At 39.4% G+C, this 21,197-nt stretch carries 21 protein-coding genes and 1 pseudogene; 11 read left to right on the top strand and 11 right to left on the bottom strand.

Features of this window, described 5'->3' with window-relative positions:
• Position 1 precedes the first annotated feature (1 nt).
• The 5 genes from rplW to K6I41_RS02125 all read right to left on the bottom strand — a co-directional run bounded on the left by rplW (position 2) and on the right by K6I41_RS02125 (position 2,922).
• Positions 2 to 322: a 50S ribosomal protein L23 gene (gene rplW, locus K6I41_RS02145; RefSeq protein WP_003653662.1), complete on the bottom strand. Its 321-nt coding sequence runs from the start codon at positions 320 to 322 to the stop codon at positions 2 to 4.
• Positions 319 to 921 carry a 50S ribosomal protein L4 gene (rplD, locus tag K6I41_RS02140; protein WP_003653663.1) on the bottom strand — a complete coding sequence of 201 codons (603 nt, stop codon included), beginning with the start codon at positions 919 to 921 and terminating at the stop codon, positions 319 to 321. The genes rplW and rplD overlap by 4 nt, the downstream gene beginning before the upstream one ends.
• Before the next feature lie 11 nt (positions 922 to 932).
• On the bottom strand, positions 933 to 1,571 hold the full coding sequence (gene rplC / locus K6I41_RS02135) for a 50S ribosomal protein L3 (protein ID WP_004639526.1): 639 nt from the start codon (positions 1,569 to 1,571) through the stop codon (positions 933 to 935).
• 58 nt (positions 1,572 to 1,629) lie between these two features.
• On the bottom strand, positions 1,630 to 1,941 hold the full coding sequence (rpsJ, locus tag K6I41_RS02130; protein WP_000070912.1) for a 30S ribosomal protein S10: 312 nt from the start codon (positions 1,939 to 1,941) through the stop codon (positions 1,630 to 1,632).
• A gap of 252 nt (positions 1,942 to 2,193) precedes the next feature.
• Entirely contained in the window at positions 2,194 to 2,922 is a 729-nt protein-coding gene (locus K6I41_RS02125) for a type 1 glutamine amidotransferase (protein WP_151826557.1), read from the bottom strand.
• Between the two features lie 168 nt (positions 2,923 to 3,090).
• On the opposite strand from K6I41_RS02125, the gene K6I41_RS02120 reads away from it, so the two are divergent.
• The 7 genes and pseudogenes from K6I41_RS02120 to K6I41_RS02090 all read left to right on the top strand — a co-directional run bounded on the left by K6I41_RS02120 (position 3,091) and on the right by K6I41_RS02090 (position 9,255).
• Positions 3,091 to 4,281: a PLP-dependent transferase gene (locus K6I41_RS02120; protein ID WP_151826558.1), complete on the top strand. Its 1,191-nt coding sequence runs from the start codon at positions 3,091 to 3,093 to the stop codon at positions 4,279 to 4,281.
• Positions 4,282 to 4,323: 42 nt separating this feature from the next.
• Complete coding sequence (locus K6I41_RS02115; RefSeq protein ID WP_144732986.1) at positions 4,324 to 5,871, top strand: helicase HerA-like domain-containing protein; 1,548 nt, start codon at positions 4,324 to 4,326, stop codon at positions 5,869 to 5,871.
• A gap of 30 nt (positions 5,872 to 5,901) precedes the next feature.
• Positions 5,902 to 6,014, top strand: a pseudogene (locus K6I41_RS02110) (hypothetical protein); the annotation flags it as partial.
• A 2-nt stretch (positions 6,015 to 6,016) separates the two neighbouring features.
• Positions 6,017 to 6,781 (top strand): globin domain-containing protein, encoded by a 765-nt coding sequence (locus tag K6I41_RS02105; protein ID WP_013196777.1) that lies wholly within the window; start codon positions 6,017 to 6,019, stop codon positions 6,779 to 6,781.
• A gap of 85 nt (positions 6,782 to 6,866) precedes the next feature.
• Positions 6,867 to 7,304: an RrF2 family transcriptional regulator gene (locus K6I41_RS02100; RefSeq protein ID WP_005301222.1), complete on the top strand. Its 438-nt coding sequence runs from the start codon at positions 6,867 to 6,869 to the stop codon at positions 7,302 to 7,304.
• Between the two features lie 100 nt (positions 7,305 to 7,404).
• Positions 7,405 to 8,181: a ribosome biogenesis GTP-binding protein YihA/YsxC gene (yihA, locus tag K6I41_RS02095; RefSeq protein ID WP_004789642.1), complete on the top strand. Its 777-nt coding sequence runs from the start codon at positions 7,405 to 7,407 to the stop codon at positions 8,179 to 8,181.
• A 123-nt stretch (positions 8,182 to 8,304) separates the two neighbouring features.
• Positions 8,305 to 9,255 (top strand): metal-dependent hydrolase, encoded by a 951-nt coding sequence (locus K6I41_RS02090; RefSeq protein WP_151826560.1) that lies wholly within the window; start codon positions 8,305 to 8,307, stop codon positions 9,253 to 9,255.
• A gap of 48 nt (positions 9,256 to 9,303) precedes the next feature.
• Here the strand turns inward: K6I41_RS02090 and K6I41_RS02085 are convergent, their stop codons facing one another.
• Both K6I41_RS02085 and K6I41_RS02080 read right to left on the bottom strand, forming a co-directional pair.
• Positions 9,304 to 10,569, bottom strand: coding sequence for a dicarboxylate/amino acid:cation symporter (locus K6I41_RS02085; protein ID WP_005301217.1), 1,266 nt, complete (start codon positions 10,567 to 10,569; stop codon positions 9,304 to 9,306).
• A 108-nt stretch (positions 10,570 to 10,677) separates the two neighbouring features.
• A complete protein-coding gene (locus K6I41_RS02080) occupies positions 10,678 to 11,550 on the bottom strand; it encodes an acyl-CoA thioesterase (protein WP_003653674.1) in 873 nt (290 codons plus the stop codon).
• A 276-nt stretch (positions 11,551 to 11,826) separates the two neighbouring features.
• Between K6I41_RS02080 and plsB the strand changes: the two genes are divergently transcribed.
• Positions 11,827 to 14,400 (top strand): glycerol-3-phosphate 1-O-acyltransferase PlsB, encoded by a 2,574-nt coding sequence (gene plsB / locus K6I41_RS02075; protein ID WP_250375126.1) that lies wholly within the window; start codon positions 11,827 to 11,829, stop codon positions 14,398 to 14,400.
• A 46-nt stretch (positions 14,401 to 14,446) separates the two neighbouring features.
• Here plsB and K6I41_RS02070 read toward each other — a convergent pair whose 3' ends face one another.
• On the bottom strand, positions 14,447 to 15,430 hold the full coding sequence (locus K6I41_RS02070) for a putative solute-binding protein (protein ID WP_151826563.1): 984 nt from the start codon (positions 15,428 to 15,430) through the stop codon (positions 14,447 to 14,449).
• 67 nt (positions 15,431 to 15,497) lie between these two features.
• Complete coding sequence (locus K6I41_RS02065) at positions 15,498 to 16,325, bottom strand: NAD-dependent epimerase/dehydratase family protein (protein WP_250375125.1); 828 nt, start codon at positions 16,323 to 16,325, stop codon at positions 15,498 to 15,500.
• Positions 16,326 to 16,345: 20 nt separating this feature from the next.
• Here K6I41_RS02065 and recG point away from each other — a divergent pair, with 20 nt between their 5' ends.
• Positions 16,346 to 18,391, top strand: coding sequence for an ATP-dependent DNA helicase RecG (recG, locus tag K6I41_RS02060; protein WP_004789653.1), 2,046 nt, complete (start codon positions 16,346 to 16,348; stop codon positions 18,389 to 18,391).
• Positions 18,384 to 19,013, top strand: a complete 630-nt coding sequence (locus K6I41_RS02055; RefSeq protein ID WP_199945146.1) for a ComF family protein — start codon at positions 18,384 to 18,386, stop codon at positions 19,011 to 19,013. Before recG ends, K6I41_RS02055 begins: the two co-directional genes overlap by 8 nt.
• Before the next feature lie 5 nt (positions 19,014 to 19,018).
• Here K6I41_RS02055 and K6I41_RS02050 read toward each other — a convergent pair whose 3' ends face one another.
• Both K6I41_RS02050 and K6I41_RS02045 read right to left on the bottom strand, forming a co-directional pair.
• Positions 19,019 to 19,417 carry an NUDIX hydrolase gene (locus K6I41_RS02050; protein WP_016140094.1) on the bottom strand — a complete coding sequence of 133 codons (399 nt, stop codon included), beginning with the start codon at positions 19,415 to 19,417 and terminating at the stop codon, positions 19,019 to 19,021.
• A 14-nt stretch (positions 19,418 to 19,431) separates the two neighbouring features.
• Positions 19,432 to 20,013, bottom strand: a complete 582-nt coding sequence (locus K6I41_RS02045; protein WP_004789659.1) for an LOG family protein — start codon at positions 20,011 to 20,013, stop codon at positions 19,432 to 19,434.
• Positions 20,014 to 20,171: 158 nt separating this feature from the next.
• Between K6I41_RS02045 and K6I41_RS02040 the strand changes: the two genes are divergently transcribed.
• Positions 20,172 to 21,185, top strand: coding sequence for a CorA family divalent cation transporter (locus K6I41_RS02040; RefSeq protein WP_004789661.1), 1,014 nt, complete (start codon positions 20,172 to 20,174; stop codon positions 21,183 to 21,185).
• The last annotated feature ends 12 nt before the right edge of the window (positions 21,186 to 21,197 follow it).

Here is a 21,197-nt window from a genome sequence, read left to right as displayed (position 1 = left end):
CTTATTCCGCTGCGCTTTCAGCGGTATCGCCCAAGTCAGCCATTTCAACATCTTGGCCAGCTTTCAGGGTGACGTATGCTTTTTTAACATCAGAACGACGTCCTAATGTTTTACCAAAGCGCTTAGTTTTACCTTTAGTAATAGTAGTGTTAACTTTAACAACTTCTACACCAAAAAGTTTTTCAACTGCTTTTTTAACTTCAAGTTTAGTAGCATTAATATCTACTTTAAATACTTGAACGCCAACAGTATCACCTAAAACTTGTGCCTTTTCTGAGAAGACTGGTCCTTTAAGGACTTGATAGATACGTTCGTTGTTCATCCGAGTTCTACCTCAATTTTCTTAGCAGCAGCTACAGACATCACAACTTTATCAAACGCGATCAAGCTTACAGGATCGATTGCAGTAGCATCCACCACATCTACATGCGGAAGGTTGCGTGCTGCAAGATATAAGTTCTCATCTACAGCTTCAGTAACGATCAATGCACGAGCGGCATTTAAATCGCCAAGCTTTGCAAGCAATTCTTTAGTTTTTGGAGCTGCAATAGCAAACTCTTCAACTAGTACAAGACGATCTTGGCGAACAAGTTCAGCTAAGATACATTGCATTGCACCGCGATACATTTTACGGTTTACTTTTTGAGACCAATCTTGTGGACGAGCAGCAAAAGTTTTACCACCACCAACCCAGATTGGGCTACGAGTAGAACCCGCACGAGCACGACCAGTACCTTTTTGACGGAATGGTTTTTTACCACCGCCAGAAACGTCTGCACGTGACTTCTGAGCACGAGTACCTTGACGACCACCTGCTAAGTAAGCAGTAACAACTTGGTGTACAAGAGCTTCGTTAAATTCACGTCCGAAAGCAACTTCAGACAATTCAACAGCAGAGCCGGAAACAGTTTTCAAATTCACGGTATTTCCCCTCAGGCCTTGATGGTAGGACGTACAATCACGTCACCGCCAGTTGAACCAGGAATTGCACCTTTAACAACTAAAACAGAACGTTCAGCGTCAATAGATACGATTTCAAGACCTTGTACTGTTACGCGTTCATCACCTAAGTGACCAGCCATTTTTTTGCCTTTGAACACGCGACCAGGAGTTTGGTTTTGACCTGTAGAACCTAATACACGGTGAGAAACTGAGTTACCGTGAGTAGCGTCTTGGGTACGGAAGTTCCAACGTTTAACACCACCTTGGAAACCTTTACCTTTTGATTGACCAGTTACGTCAACTACTTGACCAACTGTGAACAAATCAACACCAATAGTACCGCCAACTTCACGACCTTCAAGCTCAGCTTCAGTAACACGGAACTCTTTAACTAAGCGACCAGCAGCAACACCAGCTTTCGCAAAGTGACCTTTCTGAGCGTTAGTTACGCGAGATTCGCGACGTTCACCAGTAGTTACTTGAACAGCTTGATAACCATCAGTTTCAAGTGTTTTGATTTGCGTAATGCGGTTTGGATCGACTTCGATGACTGTAACAGGTACAGAAACACCTGCATCTGTAAAGATGCGAGTCATACCACATTTGCGACCGACTAAACCAATAGCCATGTGCATAAACCTCTAAAAAAGCGGCCTAATTAACTTAAAAGTTAATCAACCGAAAGCCTTAACCCAAAGCGATCTGAACATCAACACCAGCCGCAAGATCTAATTTCATCAATGCATCAACAGTTTTATCTGTAGGTTGAACGATGTCGATCAAACGTTTGTAGGTGCGGATTTCGTACTGGTCACGCGCATCTTTGTTAACGTGCGGTGAAGTAAGAACGTTGAAGCGTTCGATGCGAGTAGGCATCGGAATTGGACCACAAACTTGTGCGCCAGTACGCTTAGCGGTTTCTACGATCTCTTGAGCAGATTGATCAATCAGACGATGATCAAAAGACTTCAAACGGATACGAATTCTCTGGTTAGACATACCAGTAAACTCCAAGCCAAACATATAAAGAATCACCTTTGACGCATCTCACCCATTGGTAAGTGTCAAAGGCAGTGAAAATCACTAAGGTCATGATCGATGCCACGACTGTAATGCACATTTACCACTTTCTTCGCAGTAAATGCCCCTCCTATTGAGGGTCGCTCATTATAACGATTGTTTAAGTCTTATGCAATTCTCTTTTTCTATTTTCTCCACAAAACCTGCTTTAATCGTGTATTGGGAACTAAACTAAGCACTTATTACAAATTCAATCGCTTTATTTAGAAGTTGATTACCTTGTTCAAATTTTTGTGCTTCGGAAGAATATAGTTCATGCGTAGATTGAACATATTCTCCATCAAAAATAGAAAGCTCTTCTTCATCTTCAAGTAAAAGCGCTAGAGCTGCGGGTGTCATCTCTGGATGGAACTGAAAACCCAGTACATTTTTTCCAATCTGATACATCTGATTGCGACAGGCCTGATTTTCAGCCAAATGTATAGCACCTTTAGGTATTTCAAATGTCTCGCTATGCCACTGCATCACCTTTATTTTCTCTGGTAATGGGAAGCTTTCTTGAGGTAGATTCGCAACTCTCTGAACTGTTGACCATCCAAGTTCCTGATAGCGATTACGGCTTACCGCAGCACCTAACGCATTAGCAATTAACTGCCCCCCTAAACAAAGACCAATAGCTGGCTTTCCCGCTGCCAAATAACGGCGCAACCATCTTTTTTCTATCTTTAGCCATGGGAAGTTTGCCTCATCATTTACACTCATGGTACCACCCATGACCAATAATAAGTCAACCTCATCAATTCGAGGTAAAGCTTCTATTTCAAGTGACCGATCAACCGGAAGTGCAAAAAACTCTGTAGAGCTAATTGTCGCGTGATGGGCTTTTAAAAATGAATAACAACTTCCAAATCCCTCACCCGCGATATGTTGAAAATAGTGAACACGTAAATGCGACTTCATGCGCTTAAACCTATTGTTGTTAGAATGTTGTAGTGGTCTTTGCAAAAATAAAGCCAAGTTTTTATTTTATGAGTCTACTGTAACGAAACGTCTTATAAAACTTCGTAAATCTAGCGAAGAATCTAAATTTCTCTTAATCTAACTTTATTATTTGAAATGCAAAGCACTATGAAAAAGCATAACGACTTCCAGACTCGCCTCATTCATGCACAAAGAAAGGCTCCACAATTTATTGAAACAGTACAACCACCCTTATTTCGTGCATCTACTATTATTTTTAAATCAACTTCGCACCTTTTTGATCGCCACTGGACGGATGATTACGATTATAGCTATGGGACACACGGCACCCCCACCACCTTCACCTTAGGCGACAATATTGCGCAAATTGAAGGTGGATTGCATTGTTTACTTGCACCAAGTGGCTTATCAGCAATTAATGTTGTGAACTCAGCATTCTTAAGCACTAATGATGAAGTATGGGTACCAGACAACATTTATGGACCAAACCTTGAGCATTTAAATCATCTGCAAAATCAATATGGCGTTATTGTCAAAGTGTACAACCCTATTGACGCCTCAAGCTTTCAACCAACCGAAAGAAGCAAACTGTTGTGGTTAGAGGCAGCAGGCTCAGTTACCCTAGAATTTCCTGATCTTAAGAATCTAGTCAAAAAAGCTAAAAAGCACGGTGTATTAACTGCTCTAGATAACACTTGGGGAGCTGGGCTTGCGTTTAATGCTTTTAATTTTTCTGATGAACATCTATCAGTCGATTTAACCGTGCATGCACTCACCAAATATCCGAGTGGTGGTGGTGACATCTTAATGGGTAGCATTGTAACTCGTGATGAGAAACTTCATCACCGCCTGTTCCGTACACATGCCATTTTAGGTATTGCAGTTTCAGGAGATGATGCAGCTCAAGTCCAACGCAGTCTTGCTCATATGTCTTTACGTTATGAACAACAATCAGCCAATGCTCAAACTTTACTTAAATGGCTAAAACACCAATCTCAATTTGCACAAGTTCTACATCCAAGTGATGAGGCCGCCCCAGGCCATCAATATTGGCAAGAAATCTGCATAGATAATCAAAGTGCTGGTCTAGTCAGTGTTATTTTCAAACCTGAATATGACATTACAGCAGTACGTCGTTTTTGCGATGCCTTAGCGTTATTTAAGCTTGGTTTTAGCTGGGGAGGACCCGTTAGTCTGATTATGCTTTATGATTTAAAAATGATGAGAAAACTTGAGAATACACATTTACAACAAGGATTATTGGTTCGCTTCTGTATAGGACTAGAAGATCCACAAGATTTAATACAAGATATCGAAAATGCACTGAAACAACTGTAAAACGACAAGATCATAGTGACTCGAACCACAGGATAAAAATATATGGGTACACCGATTGTTATTGCTAAAAATATTAATGACACATCCAAAGAAATTGTTTTACTTTCCCAGTTTGCTAACCGCCATGGACTTATTGCGGGCGCCACGGGTACAGGTAAAACAGTTACGTTAAAAGTTCTAGCAGAGAGTTTTTCTCGAATTGGTGTACCGGTATTTCTTGCCGATGCTAAAGGTGATGTTTCGAGTCTCGCCAAAGCGGGAGAAGCTTCAGATAAATTTAATGAACGACTAAAGCTTTTGCAGATTGATAGCGTTCCTTTCGCAGCGAATCCAGTTGTTTTTTGGGATTTATTTGGCCAACAAGGCCACCCTATTCGCACTACCATTTCTGAAATTGGGCCAATTTTATTGGCTCGTATGCTCAATTTAAATGATACTCAAGAGGGTGTGCTATCTGCTGTATTCCGTATTGCAGATGACCAAGGTCTACTATTAGTCGATTTTAAAGATTTAAAAGCCATGATCACTTTTGTGAGTGAACATGCAGCCGAGTTTAAAGCAGAATATGGCAATTTATCTCCAGCAAGTCTAGGCGCTATTCAACGCAATTTACTCGCCCTTGCCGACCAAGGTGGAGAGCAATTTTTTGGTGAACCTGCTTTAAATATTTTAGATTTTATTCAAACCGATGCAAATGGTCATGGCTACATTAATATTCTTGCGGCTGACAAGCTCATGAATACACCTAAACTATATGCCACTTTCCTTTTATGGATGCTTTCAGAACTATTTGAACAGCTTCCGGAAGTCGGTGATATGGATAAACCTAAACTCGTGTTTTTCTTTGATGAAGCTCACTTATTATTTGACAATGCCAGCCAAGCACTCCAAGACAAAATTGAACAAGTTGTACGTTTAATTCGTTCTAAAGGAGTAGGTATCTATTTCATTACCCAAAATCCACTCGATTTACCTGAAAGTGTTCTAGGTCAACTTGGTAATCGCGTTCAACATGCCCTACGCGCATTTACCCCTAAAGATCAGAAAGCGGTAAAAACCGCAGCAGATACTTTCCGAGCCAATCCAAACTTTAAAGTTGATGAAGCGATTACTGAACTTGGTGTTGGTGAGGCACTCATTAGCTGCCTAGATGAGCAAGGTACTCCACAAATTGTTGAGCGTGGTTGGGTCATGCCTCCTTACTCTGCATTTACACCAATCACTCCAGAAGAGCGTCAAGCTTTAATCTCACAAAGTATTATTGCTGGAGTTTATGAGCAGGTTGTAGATCGTGATAGCGCCTATGAAATGCTACAAAATAAAGTGGCTGAACGCGAACAGCAGCAACAAAATGCCGAGCTTGCAAAACAACAAGCGAAAGAGCAAGAAACCCTAGCAAAACAGCAGGCGAAAGAGCAAGAAAGATTGGCACGTGATCAATTAAAAGAGGAAGAACGAGCAGCGCGTGAAAGAGCCAAACTCACCCAAGATATTGTTGGAACTTTTGCAAAAAGTGCTGCGCGCAGTTTAGGAGGAAGTACAGGTCAAAAACTTGTTCGAGGCCTACTTGGCTCTTTATTTGGTAAATAAAAAATATTTAATAACATAACGTTAATTTAAGGGGATTTTATATCCCCTAATTTTTTTATGGTTTTTCTCGAAAAGCTATTGCCATTATTTTTTTAAAGATGTATTTTAAATACATCTTATATAGCCAGATAAATAAGGTCTAGCCATGACTCCACAACAAATTGAACTTGTTAAATCTACTGTACCGGTTTTACGTGAACACGGTGTTACGCTGACTACATACTTTTATAAGCGTATGCTTAATAACAATCCCGAATTAAAAAATGTTTTTAACTTAGATGACCAAACTAGCTTACGTCAGCCACGTGCGCTTGCAGCTGCCGTTCTTGCTTATGCAGAAAATATTGAGAACCCTACTGTTCTAGCTAAAGCTGTTGAACGTATCACTACTAAACATGTGAGCTTGGATATTCAGCCTGATCAATATGCAATTGTTGGTGACAACCTACTTCATTCAATTAGTGAAGTACTTAACGTGCCATTTGAATCAGAACTTATCGAAGCGTGGAAGCAAGCTTATCTACAATTGGCAGATATCTTGATTGGCGTTGAAAAACAAAAATATGAACAACTTGAGAGCTTAAAAGGTGGATGGGCTGGCTGGCGTCCATTTGAAATTACACAAATTGATCCTCTTGAATCTGGCAAACGTTTCACTTTAAAAGCAACTGATCATGAGGACGTACTAACCAGTCCGGCAAATGCTTTTATTTCGGTAAAAGTACAAGTCCCAGAGCAACAGCTTGAACAGCCGAAAGCTTTTAAATTTACAGAAGCTCAAGAAAATAACTCATATCACTTTGACGTTCAGCCTGAAGAAAACCATACTGAATTTTCAGTTTCGAACATCTTGCTTGAGCATTATAGAGTTGGTGATCAAGTACAGGTTTCAGCTCCTTTAACGCTGTAATGTAAAAACGTCTTGCCTGAAAGTTTTCTTATTTAAACTTTCAGGCTAAGATGATCATCCTTTTTCTCTTCCATTTTTGGTGATCATGCAGCTTAATAAATTTACCGATTATGCATTACGAATATTAATGTATGTTGCACGCCCAAGTGATGCACCCTACACGATTGCAGAAATCGCGAAAGATTTGCATGTTTCACAAAACCATCTGGTTAAAGTTGTTCACTTTATGGGCAAACAAGAATGGATTATTACCATTCGTGGAAAAGGCGGTGGAATTCGCTTAAATCCAGATGCACTTAACTCCAATTTGGGTTCAATTGTTCGAATATTACAAGGTGATAATCAAATCGTTGAGTGCAATACACCACCTTGTGTATTACGCAGTCACTGTGGTTTAAAAGGTATTTTAGATCAAGCTCTAGAGAGCTTTTATCAAAGCCTAGACCAATACACACTCGGAGAAGTTTTGCAGCAATCAAAATCTGCTCCTGCTAACTCCCCTATTGCCTTTTTAGAAATCTAACTTCTATTGATTTTCATAAGTTGATTTATTGAAAATTAGCAAGAATACCCAAGCTCCTTTATACTAGGCGCGAGCCCTCTCATTTAAAAAGTTATTTTTTATGCGTCGTAGTGAAAAATCGAAAGACACCAAAGCCAGACTCGCACCCAAGCAAAAGATCAGCTATGAAAAAGCACCAGATCCGGCGATCACAGCCTATGCTGTGCAATCTCTAAACTGGTTACGCCAAGCTGAGTTTCTAATGAGTGCACCTAAATTGGCACTTTGTGTTGAAGATAGTGGCTACGAAATTGCTTTTGCAGGACGCTCAAATGCTGGTAAGTCTAGTGCTATTAATGCATTAACTAATCAGAAACAACTTGCCCGTGCTTCTAAAAAGCCTGGTCGTACTCAGATGATTAACTTCTTTAGTCTAGGTAATCCTGATCAGCGTTTAGTCGATCTTCCAGGTTACGGTTATGCAGCTGTACCTGAAGATATGAAAAAGGTATGGCAAAAGGAATTAGAAAACTATCTAATTCACCGTAAAAGCTTACAAGGCTTAGTCTTACTTATGGATATTCGCCATCCTCTACAGCATTTTGACATGATGATGCTAGAGTGGGCTTATTCGCGTCATCTATTTGTTCATATACTCTTAACGAAAGCAGACAAACTTAATCGTGGTCCTGCAAATAAAGTATTGCTTGAAGTTAAACAACAACTTAAAAAAATGAAGCTTGATTTTTCCATTCAGCTTTTCTCTTCACTTAACAAATTAGGTTTGGAAGAGCTTGCAAGTGTCATGGGTGGACGTCTGCATTTTACGCTAGATCAACAGCCAGAATTTGATGTCGATTCAATCCCTGAAGCGACAGATGAAGATGCTGAAAGCTAAATTGTCATAACAGATACAATTTTTTCAATAAATTTATACTCAATTGTCCCCTATTGCTAAACACAAATGTAGGGGCTTTTTTTATACTCGTTATAACTTCATCGAGTTAAAAATCAGGACTAAATGATGAAATTGTTATCTTTTTTGAAGAACAAGGCTTTAGGTTCTTCTATTGATTATAAAATTCTTCCACGTAAAGTGAAATTTGACTGGAAAGATACCCCTGTCGACTGGATTCCTAATCAGCCTTTCGCAAGTTATTTTATTAATGAAATTAATAATATTTTGCCTGCTGGTGAGTTCTGGTTTTGCCGTTTGTATAACAAGGTTTTACCGCAAATCACAGATGAAAAACTCAAGCAGGATGTACAAGCATTTATCCGTCAGGAAGCTATGCATGCCAATGCACACACCTCTGCAAACAAAGAATATTTAAACGTACGTAATATTGATATCCAGAGAAATTTGGACATTATGAACTATTTATTTACGACAGCTTTGGCAGATAAGCCTTTTGATAAAGAAGTTCCAAATTTCTTACAAGGCCAATGGGATTTATTCCGTTTAGGTGTTGTTGCCACTGTTGAACATATGACCTGTGTGTTAGGTAAATATGCTCTATATAATAAGCGTTGGGAAGAATTAGGCGCTGACCCTGAAATGGTCGATCTAGTGAAATGGCATGGTTCAGAAGAAATTGAACACCGTACGGTAGCCTTTGATTTATATCGTCATCTTGGTGGTGGCTATATTCCTCGCTACTATTTAAGCCTTGCCGTGATTGTGCTGGTACTTGGTTTATGGGTAGATGGTGCTGCACATATTATGAAACAAGATCCTCGTTTTACTGATGCGGCCAAGTCGAGATTTTTCCCAGTATGGGTTGCTATAGAATGGCTTAAGATTAGTCGTAAAGATAACCAAGTATTACCAAATCCATTTTGGCTTATTGCTCAACAAATTGATTACCTCATGCCTTGGTATGATCCAGTAAAAGAAGGTAGCACTGAAGATGCGGTTAGTTATTTATCGCAATCTCCAGCAGCAAAAAGAGCAGAACTTCAAGCTGCTTAAAAATAAAAAAAGCAGGATTTTAAATCCTGCTTTTTTTATTTCGAGATATTAGACACTGATATCTTTATCTTTGGTATAACGATCTACAACCACACTAATCATCATATCGCCCTGTACATTTACCACCGTTCTCACCGTATCTAGTAAGCGGTCAATTGGCAGTAAAATGGCAATTGCTTCAGCTGGTAAACCTACCGATTGTAAAACCATAATCATAGTCACCATACCAGCACTCGGAATTCCAGGAGCACCAAGTGATGCGATCATTGCTGTTAAACACACGATAATTTGCTGCGTCAGGTTTAAATCTAGACCCACCAAATTTGCTACGAAGAGTGCAGCTGCCGCCTCATATAAAGCAGTACCATCCATATTAAGCTGAGTGCCAAGTGGGATAACAAATCCCGCTGTTTGAGGGCGCACGCCTAAGTTTTCTTGTGCACACTTCATGCTAAGTGGCATCGTGGCAGAGCTAGAACTCGTTGCAAATGCTGTAATTAATGCTGTACGTGTCCCTTTGAAAAAAGTCCAAGGGCTCATGCGTCCAAAAATCCAAAGCAGTAGTGGTAAAACAACAGCACCATGGAAAATGGTTGTGCCTGTTACAACAACTGCAAACTCAGCCAAACGACTTAATACTGAAATGTCTTCGGTTGCCATTAGTTTTGCTAATAAAGCAAAAATACCCAAAGGCGCTAATTTCATGACCCAGCCAACAAGCAGCATCATCATTTCAAAGAACTGGTGGCTCAATACACGAATACTTTTGAAACGTTCCCCACCCTGTACCAAAGCAACACCGACAAATAAAGCAAAGACCACAACGGCTAAAACGTTACCATCACTAAATGCTTTAAATGGATTGATTAAAGTATTTTGAATAAAATTAGTGAAAAAACTTGCCGGGTTTAAACTATCTGGTGCTTGATAATTTTGCATAGATGTTTGGAAAATAGAAATATCTATGCCACGCCCCACCTCAAATAAATGAGCACAACTAATACCTAAAATTAGGGCTAAAGTCGTTGTAGTTAAACAGCATAAAAATGTGATTTTCCAGACTGGCCCTAACTGTCCACCCGCTTGTAGATTTGATACCCCTACAACAATCGAACTGAAAATTAAAGGCACCAAAAGCATTTTAAGAAGCCCGATAAAAACACTACTTAATATTCCAAGCCCATATAAACTATGTTTTACAAAAGCTGTGTCTGGATACATGGTGAGTAGGAAACCAAAGGCTAAACCTAAAATGGCGGCAATCAGAATTTGTGTATTTAAGTTCATATCAGCATTATTTTTTTCAGTTGGCATACCTATTTACAATATGACATGAGGTTGCTTTTCATTCGAGCAATTTTTTGTCACATCGTTCCCATTAAAAATAAAAAAGCCATCTGGTTAGATGGCTCTTCAATAGATCTATTGAGTTTCAATTTCCCGCAAACGAATTAAACCCTCTTGTACGGTACTGCATACAAGTTGGCCATTTTGCCACATACGACCAAAATTAAGACCTCTTGAAGCCGCACTCACTGTGGCTTCCATGTCATAAAGCATCCACTCATCAGCACGAAGTGGACGGTGGAAATAAATTGCATGATCAATACTTGCACATTGCAAACTTGGAGAAATATAACTTAAGCCATGCGGTCTTAAAGCCGTTGTCATTAAGGTAAAGTCTGAATAAAAGGCAACAATTGCTTGATGCAAGGCAATATCATCTAATTGTTTTGGAATACGATCATGGGTACGAATATAGTGCGCATTATACGGCGCTTCAGGTTGTGGCTGAAACGGGTTTACCGGATCAATTGGGCGAATTTCTACATGACGCTCACGCATGAAACTAGCACGAACATTTTCAGGTACAAAGTTTAGAATACCTTGTTTTAGCTCATTTTCAGATTTAAGCGTTTCTGGTGCTGGGTACTCAGGTTCTTGATGTTGATAGTTCAAACCTTCTTCTGGATTGGCAAAAGACACCATTGCTGAAAATATAACTCGCCCATGCTGAATCGCACGAACTTGACGACTTACAAAGCTTTTTCCATCCCGTAAACGGTCTACTTCATAGATAATTGGAGCATTAATATCGCCACCATATAAAAAGTAAGCATGTAAAGAATGTGCTGGGCGATCCGTTGTATAAGATGCTGCACGTAAAGCCTGACCCAAAACCTGTCCACCAAAGACACGTTTACCGACAAGATTACGGCTCATGCCACGGTAAATATTTTCTTCTAGCTTTTCTAAAGTGAGAAGCTCGACTAGTTCTTGGGTTAACGCATTCATGAGAGATACCTTCATATTTCAGGTAAAAAATCGTATTAAAGGACAGATGTGTAGAATCTATTGTGCCATAAAAAACTATTTGAACATGGAACAATCAGTCAACTTCTGATGAACATTGCTCATATAACAGCTAAAAATACGATTTTTAACGATAAAATATGCCAAAAGCATTATAATTTATAAGAAAGTAGCATATTGTTTTTTTTAATAAATGCCTCAAAATAATTACCCTCCGCATTTGGTGCTGGGATTTGTCTTTAAGAAGTAGGAGTTCTTATGTCCAAGAGTGGGTTTGGTCAAATGTATCGTCGGCTTTCGAGTAAACTACTTGACCTCGTGGTAACACCACATGTTCTTGGGGAAGTTCCTACTGAACCAGTATCAGAAACAACAGAAGCAGAAGCAAAGACTGACCGCCAAAAAGTGGTGTGCTATGTCTTGCAAAACCACTCTCGAAGCAATGCTTTGGTGGTTGATGGAGAAACGCGTCGTTTAAATTTAAAACCTGCGTTAGACCCATTAGTTGTTGGCACTCATCAGGAAAAAGCATCAGTTTTATTTTTACAGCACAATGATGAAAATAATTTACTGAATCCTCCTCCTCATGCTTTTCCACCACGCTTACTAAAACTGATTGAAGTCTTACAAGAAAATCCTGAACTTGATATAGAGCTTGTTCCAGTTACCGTTTTATGGGGTCGTTCTCCAGATAAAGAAGACTCTTGGTTTAAGCTTTTATTTTCAGATACATGGGCTACACCAAGCACTGTTAAGCAATTGGTCAACATTGGCTTACATGGTCGTCAATCTTACTTAGAGTTTCATGAACCACAATCGCTACGTGAATTGGTTGAATATGCTCAACAGCATTATCCGAACCTTTCACCAGCCACTTATATTGTAAGTACGTTAAATGATTACTTAGATCGTCAGCGTGAAGTGGTGTTAGGCCCCGACTTATCGGATCGACGTAATGTCATGCAGTCGGTTGTGAAATCTCGTGATGTTCAAGAAGCAATCCGCCGTGAAAGTATTCGCGGGAAAGTGAGTATGCTCGAAGCTGAGCGTCGTGCGATTGGTTATGTCAATGAAATCGTATCGGATTATTCACATTCAGCAGTGCGCTTTGCCGATCTTGCTTTAACGCGCTTATGGACCCAGCTTTATGACGGCGTAGATGTGCATAACTTCAGTACCGTTCGTGAACTGGCAAAAGATTATGAAGTGGTTTATACACCTTGCCACCGCAGCCATATTGACTACTTATTATTGTCTTATGTGATTTATAGACGTGGTCTTATGGTTCCGTATATTGCTGCGGGTGATAACCTAAACTTGCCTTTCGTAGGTCAGCTTTTACGTGGTGGTGGCGCCTTCTTTATTCGTCGCTCTTTCCGTGGTAATGGCCTTTATACAACAGTATTTAAAGAATATTTATATAGTATTCTGTCACGTAACACGCCACTTGAGTACTTTATTGAAGGTGGACGTTCGCGTACAGGACGCTTATTACCACCTAAGACTGGCATGCTTGCTATGACGGTTCATAGTCATTTACGTGGCCGTACAAAGCCAATTGTATTTGTACCCACCTACATTGGTTATGAACGCCTAATGGAAGGCTCGACCTACGTAGGCGAAATGCAAGGTAAACCGAAAGAAGCTGAATCAATTTTTGGTATTGTGAAAACCTTACGAAAAATTGAACGTATTTTCGGCAAAGTCCACGTGAACTTTGGTGAACCTGTTTTCCTTGATAATCTGCTTAAACAACATAATGCAGAAAACGTTTTTATCGAGAAAAATGACGACCCAATTCCTCAAGCAGTTTCAGATGCCGTAAATAGCTCTGCACATGCAATTTTAGAAAATATTAATCGAGCTGTGGTGATTAACCCTGTTTCTTTACTTTCTATTATTCTGCTTGCAACTCCAAAGCATACGCTTGATGAAGAAATTTGTATTAAGCAGCTTGAAGCTTACCGCAATCTAGCATCGAACTTCCCATATGACCAACGTATGGAAGTAACGCCGCTTTCTGGTAAAGAAATCATTGCGTATGGTTTAAAGCTTAAACTCATTAAACGAGTTCAGCATGCACTAGGCGATATTATTGCGATTGAAGATAACCAAGCTGTTCTTCTAACCTATTTCCGTAATAACATTTTGCACGCCTTTGTTTTACCTTCATTGGTAGCATCACTTGTTGAACATAATGGAAAAATCAGTCGTTCAGATTTAACCAATGTTATCTACACCCTGTATCCATTCTTGAAAGCAGAGTTATTCCTTAAATGGAAGAGTAGCGAACTTAAAGAACAAATTGAGCAATATGCAAATGCATTGGTTCAATCAAACCTTATTCAGCAAGATGATGAAGGTAATTTAATTAGCTCTGCACCAAACACTGAAGAGCATAATCAGCTTGTTGTTTTAGCTACGCCTGTTAAGCAAAGTCTTGAGCGTTACTACATGACGCTTGCGCTCATTACTCAACGTGGTTCGGGTAATATTTCTGCTAAACAGGTTGAAGAATTAAGTCATTTACTCGGACAACGTTTGTCAGTTCTATATGAATTTAATTCGCCAGAGTTCTTCGACAAAGCTTTATTCCAAAGCTTCTTAAAAGTTCTTACACAGCAAAATTACATTCGTACAAACGACCAAGGCCAAATCGAGTTTGATGACAATTTCCGTCAAATGGCTGCTGGCGCACAGTTGGTTCTTGATGAAGTAACCTTACAAATGTTGCAGCACATCACGACCTTTACTGACGAAGAATTAAAAGATGCGCTTGAAGCGATGGCATCTCAACAAGCAAAACGACGTTTAAAACGTAAAAAATCTTAAAATTTTGAGTCAAAATAAAAGGCAACTTCGGTTGCCTTTTATTTTATTAGCGAATTGGGCATTCAAAATAGCGTGGATCATCCATACAACGTAAACGCTTCATAAGTTGAACAAAATAAGCATCGTAATAACCTGAAAGCACGTACTGATTACGTATTTTGGCAACCATCACGTCGTAGCTCTGCCTTTCATAAAAAGAAACGTCTACCCAGTAATAGGCAGGTAAATGATTTTCCCACTGAGTTGCACGGTTAGTCAGCAATTGGCTATTTTGAACAAACCATCCTCGTATTTTTCGACCAAAATTAGCAGGATAAGCTTGCGGCTTAATAATTAAATTAACGCCAAAATATGCTAAAGGAAAGTTAATGACTTGAACATCTGGTCCAAACTCCTTTTGTAAGTTATATGGTAATAGTCCATATATGGGAGCTGGAACAATATCGATTTTATCTTGCTTAAACTGCACAATCGCATTAGATAAATCAACGTAAACTGGCTGAGCACCTACACTTCGTACCAATGCTTGTTGTGGTGGATTATTTGGTAACACACCAATACGTTGATTTCTTAATTGAGCAACTCTAGAGATTTTTTTATTTTTTAGGACCATATAGGCCGTGCCAACAGGAATCATTCCTACTGCCTCATAATCCTTAGAAATTAATCTTTTTTCGACTGTTGGATGATTCAAAAGCTGTAATAAGCTTTTAGCAGTACGATTATTAGGAATAAGCCCAATCCCTGCGGTACTTCCCATAAACTGGTTATAGCGATAAGTATTAAAATTAGATGCCGCTAAACCTGAACATTTACCATCATCAAAAGCTTGTATGGCCTGTTGTTCTTTTTGATAGGTCACCACTTTAAATTTGACTTGGTATTGCTGAGCATATAACCGAATGTCATTTAAACGACGTGTAATATCCCCTTGGGAACCAATCGGATCATATGCACACCACACCTGATCCTCGGCCCAACTCGCAACAGCTGTTACGCTCAAAATAAGAGCTAAACAAATTCTTTTCACTTTCAAACTTTTTATCTTTATCGGCAATTTGACTGCCTCATCAGGTATTTCTGTTCTTATTTAAAGTTTAATCAAAATTTTGTTTAGTGCTATGAACATTTAAACATAATAAATAGTCATTAAAGCAAATTGGATGCTCTAATCGAAAACCCGTTTCAGGCAAATGTTTCGCATAAATTCGTTTACCTGAGATTTGGTTTGATTCTAACGTTAACTCTGGTAAACCCAATTGTTTTTGGAACCACACGATAACTTCATGCAAAGGCAATGGTTGATTATTAGTCACAATATAGCTGGCTTGATGATTTTCATAGTCCGCCATAAAAGCCAAAAACTTTGCTAAATCACCAATATGTATTCGATTGCTATAATGTATATTTGGATAACTTTGACTATTTTCAGCCATTTTCTTCAAACGGGCTATGGAAGTTCCGTAAATACCAGTTGGGCGAATAATTACACATTGTGCTGGATAATGTTTTTGCCAAAGGAGTTCCATATTACGCAATACATGGCCTTGTGCATCATTTGGCTGAATTTCACTAAAATCATCAATGACCTCCCCTCTATTTTCGCCATATACCCGCGTAGATGACACGACGATTATTTTTTTTACTGGATGTATTTTTAATGCATCTCGAATCGGTTCAATACTATCTACATAAGTATGCTGATACCCCTCAACCGTACTCTCGTTTGGAGAAAGTAAAATATATACGACATCCACTGGTTCAATTTTACTTAAATCAAGTTTAAAGATATCTTGAACAAGATGTGTTGCGTAACTATCCGTTTTTACACTACGACTGATTGTGGTAATTTGATGTTCTTTCTCAAATAGTTGTTTAGCAACACGCTGAGATGTTTTACCATAACCGATAAATAATATATGCATAGAAAACTCGTTGAGGGGACATGACTTCAGTCCATCAGTTACAAGGCGTTGGATCGGCTTCAGCAGCCCTACTCGAAAAACTAAATATTTTTACCACAGATGATTTACTGTTTCATCTGCCACGTGATTATGAAGACCGCAGTACGATTATTGCAATGAATCAACTTGTGGTTGGACGTAGCTATTTACTTGAAGGTGAAGTCAGATCAATTGATTTTCCTCCGGGAAAAAGAAAATCTATGGCGGCCTTGGTTCAAGATGAATTCGGTAAAGTCACCTTACGCTTTTATCATATTTATAAAAATCTGACTGACAAAATAAAACCGGGTCATCGCTTACGTATTTTTGGTGAAGTTCGCGTCGGTGCCCGCGGGCTTGAGATGTATCATCCTGAAATTCAGCTTATTCATGAACATACACCTCTACCAAAAACTCAGCTTACAGCAATTTACCCAAGTACGGATGGGCTAACTCAGCCTAAACTGCGTGAATATGTAAAACAAGCTTTAAAGCATCATAGTGATGCCTTACCAGAGCTGCTCCCCAAAAAATATACTAATGGCTATGCGCTTAAAGAGGCTTTGTATTACATTCATGAGCCTCCTGTTGATGCCAATATGCTCCAGTTGGCCCAAGGTTCACACCCAGCCCAACAACGACTTATTTTTGAAGAGCTAGTTGCACACCAAATTAGTTTACTTAATCGCCGTGCTTATATTCGTCAAATTGCATCTCCAGCTTTTTCAAGCAGTAAAATATTAGCTAAAAAGCTTTTAGAAGCTTTACCTTTTCAAATGACCAATGCACAAAAACGTGTATCTAAAGAAATTCTAAATGATTTAAAACAACACCAACCTATGTTGCGCCTAGTACAAGGTGACGTTGGGGCTGGAAAGACTTTAGTTGCTGCTGTAGCGGCTTGTCATGCTTTAGAAGCGGATTGGCAAGTTGCATTAATGGCCCCGACTGAGATTCTTGCAGAACAGCACTATTTGAATTTTAAACGTTGGTTTGAACCATTAGGTATTACAGTTGCTTGGCTATCTGGCAAACAAAAAGGTAAAGCCCGTGCCCAAGCAGAACAACAGATTAAAGAAGGCCACGCGGAACTTATTGTTGGTACACATGCCTTATTTCAAGACAATGTTGGGTTTGCCAAATTAGGGCTAGTGATTATTGATGAACAACATCGTTTTGGTGTAGACCAACGTTTAGCTTTACGTAATAAAGGTGCTGAGCAGTTCACCCCACATCAACTCGTCATGACAGCCACTCCTATTCCAAGAACATTGGCAATGAGTGCGTATGGCGACTTAGACACATCAATTATTGATGAATTACCACCAGGCCGTACTCCAATTCAAACCGTTACGATTCCACTTGATCGTCGCGAAGAAGTACTTCAACGAATTGCTTCTAATTGTAGAGATGGGAAACAGGCATATTGGGTATGTACACTGGTTGAGCAGTCTGAAACTTTAGATGCTCAAGCAGCTGAAGCCACCTATCAAGAAATGAAGGAACGCTTTCCTGAGCTTAATATTGGCTTAGTGCATGGCAAAATGAAAGCTGACGAAAAACAGTCGGTCATGCAAGCGTTCAAAAATAATGAGCTACAGCTTCTTATCGCAACCACGGTCATTGAAGTTGGGGTAGATGTTCCTAATTCTTCTATTATGGTCATTGAAAATGCTGAACGTTTAGGACTTTCTCAGTTACATCAGTTACGCGGTCGTGTAGGTCGAGGTGCTCAAGCCAGCTTTTGTGTACTTTTATATAAAACGCCTCTTTCTCAAAATGGGCAAGAGAGACTTTCTATTTTAAGAGAAAGCAATGATGGCTTTGTGATCGCAGAAAAAGATCTTGAGTTACGCGGACCGGGTGAATTACTAGGTACCAAACAAACTGGGGATATGGGGTTTAGAGTTGCTCGTTTAGAGCGAGATGATCACTTACTCAGTCAAGCTCATTATGTAGCTCAGCAAGTCTTAAAAGATTATCCAGAACAAGCAGATGCATTATTAAAACGTTGGCTTCCTGAAGCACCTCGCTACGCGTATGTTTAGTTTCTTAAACCCACAGCATCTTATTCAATTACTCTCACCTTGCTTGTTATGTGAGTCAGATGTACGTGAAAAATATTCGCTATGTAAGGACTGTTGGAAGCAGTTACCTTGGCTTAAACAAACAATTCAACGCAATGATCAATCAGTTCTTGTGGCCTGTGAGTATGCTTATCCAGTTAGCCGGATCATTCAGCAGTTTAAATATGAACAGAAATTACATTATGAAATTTTGTTAGGTGAAATTTTACAACAACTCAAATTTCCCAAGGTACAGGCTATTGTTCCTATGCCTATTTCCAATCAACGTTTAATCGAACGTGGTTTTAATCAGTCATTGTTACTTGCAAACATCTTAAGCAAACAATTAAAAATACCTGTTTGGCAGCCAGTACAACGTCTTGCTGAACATTCGCAAAAAGGGCTTTCTCGACTTGAACGCTTTGAGAACATTGAACAACAGTTTATTGCGCTTTCTCAAGAAAAACGGCGTTATCGCCGTGTTCTTATTATTGATGATGTAATAACCACTGGAAGCTCTATTCATGCGCTCAGTCAAGCACTTAAACAATTAGGCTGCACATCTATCTATGCCGCTTGTCTAGCGGCAACTCTGACCAGTTAAAATGATTAAACTGTAGATAAATGCTGCTCACACCAAGGAATAACAATTTCACGGGTTAATGGTGCAAGGTGTGTTTCTGAATCATTTAAATCAACCCATTTCATTTCTGCAATTTCGGCTGCGATTTTAGGCGCCTGATCGAGCTGAACAAGATATAAATGACTAACCAGAATATGGTCTGGCTCATTGGCAGCTGCTGTTTCGAAACGACCAAGAAATTGTTCAATTACACAAGAACTTCCAACTTCTTCTAAAATTTCTCGCTGCATTGTGACATCTGGCGCTTCATTGGGTTCCAGCTTGCCACCCACTTGCATAAAAGCATGGGTATTACGCTTTCTCACGAGCAACAACTGATTTTGCTCATTCAAGATCACTGCAGCAGCGACCGTAATTGTTTTCACTTATTTAACCTCGTTTATGGTTGAACATCTGCATTTGTCCATTTTGGAGCAGGAGCCTGATATTGCTCAAATTGTTGAAGAATATCTTCAATTTTGTCTGATGCGATCAATTTATCAACGAACCGTGCTTGGCTAAATCCATTATCTACCGTCCCTTGAATCATTTTAAGTAAATCTTCATAAAAGCCAGCTACATTTAAGAAAGCACATGGCTTTTGATGAATACCTAATTGCGCCCACGTCCATTGTTCAAAGATTTCTTCCAATGTACCCGCACCACCAGGTAAAGCAATAAAACCATCGGAGAGATCCGCCATTTTGGTTTTGCGCTCATGCATATTTTCGACCACATATAATTTGGTTAAGCCCGGATGAGCTAACTCACGATCGACCAAAGCACGAGGAATCACGCCAATGACTTGTCCACCTGCCTGCAAAGCACTATCAGCGACAACACCCATTAAGCCAGAGCGACCACCGCCATAAACCAAGGTCTTACCTTGTTTTGCAATAGCCTCACCTGTAATTTTGGCAATTTGTTGAAAAATTGGGTTTGAACCAAGAGATGAACCACAGAAAATACAAATTGAATTCATAGTGTAAAAAACCGTTTTATTGAACTGTCATGCTGACAAACTAAACTATCGATAGAGTTTTTTTTTGCAAAATAGCGTATTGGCAAGTGTTTTTCGGCAAATCCTTGTCTAAAATACACCCATCCATTTCCATCAGACTGCGTGAGGAAAAAAGACACATGCTTGAAGCCTTTTATGCCACAGAACGCGGAAGTCTGGAAGATGCCACCATTAATGGTGGATTTGATCTACATCCCGAATTAGTCTGGCTTGATCTTATTGCACCCTCGCAAGAAGAGCAACAATGGGTACTAGATGCCTATGACCAAAATTTACCCACACTAAAATCGCTTGAAGATATTTCATCCTCAGCACGATTCTACCGTGATGATGATGGTATTTTGCATATCAGTACTTATTTTTTAACGAAAAATAAAAACTATCAAGTGGATGGTGATGCAGAAGATTCATCACACATTTTAGCGATGGTACAAACGGTCGCATTTATTTTACATAAAGACCGTCTCTTTACGATGCGGGGAGAAAAATTAGTTGCGTTTCGTGCCTTTCGTGCGCGTGCTCGCCGAAATGACTACGACATGGACTATAAAGATCCAACGTGGATTTTATTAGGTCTTCTTGAAGCAAAACTCGATGAGCTTGCGGATATCTTAGAAGATATCCACAAAGATTTAGAAAAATACTCGACAGAGGTTCTTAACAATCACCAACGTGAACAAATTCTAGATCTAGATGACATGATTACGCGCCTAGCTCAACAAGAAGACATGTTAGGAAAAGCTCAGCTCTGTTTAATTGATTTACGACGTGTACTTACTTTTTTATCACGTCCTCGAGCATTAGGCAGTCATATTTACGATGCTGATATTCGAGAATTGAGTGAAGATGTCCGCTCACTCGTAGAACATGATGCTTTCTTATTCCAAAAAGTACGATTCTTGCTTGATACAACGTCTGGATTCATTAACACCGAACAGAATGACACGATCCGTCGATTCTCGATCTTACCAAGTATGTTAGCTCCTCCAATGCTTATTGCCAGCATCTATGGGATGAACACAGATGTATTGCCTTTTGCACATGGTACGACTAGTTTCATCATCGTTTTACTGATTATTATCGGTTTCTTTATTGGCCCTATTATTTATTTCCGCTGGAAAAAATGGATTTAAGCTTTGTAATAA

This window comes from Acinetobacter sp. AS23 (genome assembly GCF_023612055.1).
GTDB classification, from domain to species: domain Bacteria; phylum Pseudomonadota; class Gammaproteobacteria; order Pseudomonadales; family Moraxellaceae; genus Acinetobacter; species Acinetobacter oleivorans.
The sequence above is the reverse complement of the archived record's forward strand: the minus strand, read 5'-3'. Positions and strand labels throughout refer to the sequence as shown.